The sequence below is a fragment of the Mycobacterium sp. TH-M15 genome (assembly GCF_057473705.1).
Genome location: NZ_JBYCLB010000056.1, coordinates 1 through 3512 on the forward strand (window position 1 = coordinate 1; position 3512 = coordinate 3512).

The following is a 3512-nucleotide window of genomic DNA, read 5'->3' on the forward strand; positions in this document are numbered from 1 at the left end:
CGCCGACGCGGCTCATGGGCGCCACTCCTCCGCATCGCTTCGCTCTGCATCGGCGCCGACGCGGCTCATGGGCGGTAACCTATCCGACGCCCTCCCCCGGCTCGCGAGCGTGCGCAGACACGGTCACGGGTTGGGCGGGTCGGCCGGGGACACGCACGCTGGGCCGACGGTGCGCCGTGGTCAGCCGAGGTAGACATCGTCGTCGCCGAGCCGCGCCGCCGGGTTCAGCAGCATCGCCGCCTCCTGGCGCTTCTCCGGCATGTCGTGGTCGAACCGGCGACCGTCGGGCCGCTGGTACATCGGCCGACCGCCGGCCATCGCCGAGGCCAGCCGGCGCCGGCCGGCCAGCACCCGGGCGCGGGCCTGCCGGGTGTAGGCCTCCCGCTGTCCGGGGTCGAGCGAGGCCAGGAATGCCTGCGGGTGCACCAACGCGACCAGACCGGAGACGTGGCCGAAGCCGAGGCTGGTGACCAGGCCGGCCTTCAGCGGGAACTTGCCGTCCAGCCGCAGCGTGTCGCGGACCCAGACGAAGTGCCCGGCGGTGGCCAGCTCGTCGTCGACACAGTCCAGGCTGCGGTTGGGCGGGATCACCCCGTCGCGCAGCATCTGGCACATGCCCATGATCTGGAAGACCGCCGCGCCGCCCTTGGCGTGCCCGGTCAGGCTCTTCTGGCTCACCACCAGCAGCGGAGCACCGGCTGACCGGCCCAGCGAGTCGGCCAGCCGCTCGTGCAGCTCGGTCTCGTTGGGGTCGTTGGCCAGCGTCGAGGTGTCGTGCTTGGAGATCACCGCGACGTCGTCGGCGCCGACCCCCAGCTGGCCCAGCGAGCGGGCCAGCACCGAGTCCCGCCCACCCCGGCCGGCGCCCAGCGCGCCCAGCCCCGGAGCCGGGATCGAGGTGTGCACCCCGTCGGCGAAGCTCTGCGCGTAGGCCACCACCGCCAGCACCGGCAGCCCCATCTTGGCCGCCAGGTCGCCGCGGGCCAGCAGGATGGTGCCGCCGCCCTGGGCTTCGACGAAGCCGAGCCGGCGCCGGTCGTTGGCCCGGGAGAACTTCGAGTCGCTGATCCCCTTGGCCCGCATCATCTCGGTGTCGGCGGTGGCCGCCATGTCCCCGAAGCCGATGATCGCCTCCAGGGTCAGGTCGTCGTAGCCGCCGGTGACCACCAGCTCGGCCTTGCCCAGCCGGATCTTGTCCACGCCCTCCTCGACCGAGACCGCCGCGGTGGCACACGCCGCCACCGGGTGGATCATCGCGCCGTAGGACCCGATGTAGCTCTGCACCACATGCGCGGCAACGACGTTCGGCAGCACTTCCTGCAGGATGTCGTTCGGCTTGTTCCGGCCGAGCAGGTTGCCGTGATACATGGTCTGCATCGACGTCATGCCGCCCATGCCGGTGCCCTGGGTGCTGGCCACCATGCTCGGGTGCACCCAGCGCATCAGCTCGGTCGGGCTGAAACCGGCAGAGAGGAACGCGTCCACGGTCGCGACGATGTTCCACAGCGCCACCCGGTCGATGGAGGTGGCCATGTCGGCGCTGATCCCCCACACCGTCGGGTCGAATCCGGTCGGGATCTGCGCGCCCACGGTCCGGGACAGCCTGGTCTTGCGCGGCACCCGGATCTCGGTGCCCGCCTTGCGGGTTACCTGCCAGTCGCCGGAGTCGGCCACCGGCCGGGCCACCGTGTGCTCCGGGTCGAACTGCACGAACGCCCGGGCGTCGGCCTCGCTGGAGACCACGAACGAGAAGTCCTTCTCCAGGAAGACGCTGACCAGCAGCGGGGAGGCGTGGTCGGGGTCGATCGCGCCGTCGTCCACGAACTCGCGAACGCCGACCCGCTGCACCACGGTGTCGTGGTAGCGCTCGACCAGCTCGGCCTCGTCGACCAGCTCGCCGGTCTCGGTGTCGTACCAGCCCGGGGTGGGGTCGTCTTCCCATTTCACCAGCCCGGTGGTCCAGGCCAGCTCCAGCACGCCGGCGGCGGAGAGCTCGTCGTCGACCTCCAGCTCGAAGCGGGTGCGCGACGATCCGCACGGGCCGAGCTCGGCACCGCCGACGATCACCACCAGGTCGGCCGGGTCGACGTCGAGGTCGGCCCAGACCGGCGGCGGCGCGGCGGCGGCGACGCGCGGCGGGGACGGCAGGGCGGCGATGCTGGTGGCGGAGTCGTCGGCCGGCTCGTCGCCGGCCGCCTCGCTCACCATCTCCGCACGGGCCTTGGCGGCCAGCTCGGCCATGTCGAGGTCGGCTTCGGCCAGCCCGCCGGTCAGGTCGGCGTTGATCGGCGCCTCGGCCGCGGCCACCTTGGACTCGACGTCGCAGAGACGCAGCAGCATCGCGGCCATCTCGTCGGTGGAATAGGTGGTCACCCCGGCGTCCTCGACGGCGTCGACGACCACGTCGTTCTGCCCCATCAGGCCGGTGCCGCGGGTCCAGCCGATCAGCGCGTGCGCCAGGCTGACCCGGGCCGCCCACGACGACTCGGCGTGCCACCGGGAGACCACCGCGTCCAGTGCCGCCTTGGCCTCGCCGTAGGCACCGTCGCCGCCGAACATGCCGCGGTTCGGCGAACCGGGTAGCACCACGTGCAGCCGGGAGGCGATGTCGTGTTCGGCACCGATCCGCGACAGCCCACCGATCAGCCGCTGCACCGCCCAGAGCAGCACCTTCATCTCCATCTCGGCGCGGGCGCCGACCTCGGAGAGGTCACCGGCCACCCGCGGCGCGGCGAACGGGAACAGCAGCGTCGGGGTGAGCGCGTCCTTGAGGTGGATCGACGCCGGCCCGAGGCTCTCGGTCTGCTCGTTGCCGACCCACTCGACCAGGGCGTCGATGTCGGCGTAGGACGCCATGTTGGCCGGCACCACCCACAGCGCCGCGCCGAACCGGGCGTGGTCGCGATACAGCTTCTTGTAGAAGCCCAGCCGCTGGTCGTCCAGCCGCGAGGTGGTGGCGATCACCGTGGCGCCGCCGTCGAGCAGCCGGCCGACCACCGACGCGGCGATCGACCCCTTCGACGCGCCGGTGACCACCGCGACCTCGTCGCCGTAGCGTCCCTTGCCCGGGTTCTCCGCGCCGGCGGCGATCCGCGCGTACAGCGCCGCGTGCAGCTGCCGGCCCTCGGTCAGCGCCCGGCCCTGCCACCAGGTCGCCTGGGCGGCCACGACGTGCCCGGCCCCCTCGAAGCGTTCGGCGAGCCGGTGCCAGGCGGCGTCGATCTCGCCGTCGTCGACCAACCAGAGCCGCACCAGGTCTTCCCGGGCGCTGGCCCAGCGGTCGTCCAGCAACACCGCCTTGCGACCGTCGAACGCCGGCGCCACCAGCCGTGGCCAGTCCGCACCCAGCTCGGCGGTGACCAGATCGATCAGCTCCCCGTCGGTGGCGGCCTCCGGCGTGGTCACCGCGTCGTCGAGGCCGAGCTGGCCCAGCACCAGCCGGGCCGCCGACGCCAGCACGCCGTCCCGGCCGGTGATCTGCTCGGTGAACTCGCCCAGCGCGGCCGCGTCGA

General features: G+C 72.8%; 1 protein-coding gene. It reads right to left on the reverse strand.

Annotated elements, in window-relative coordinates; all coding sequences use genetic code 11:
* Positions 1-180: 180 nt before the first annotated feature.
* Positions 181-3512, reverse strand: a 3332-nt coding sequence (locus tag AC2VNT_RS01400; protein ID WP_486945158.1) for a beta-ketoacyl synthase N-terminal-like domain-containing protein, incomplete at its 5' end; no start/stop codon positions are given.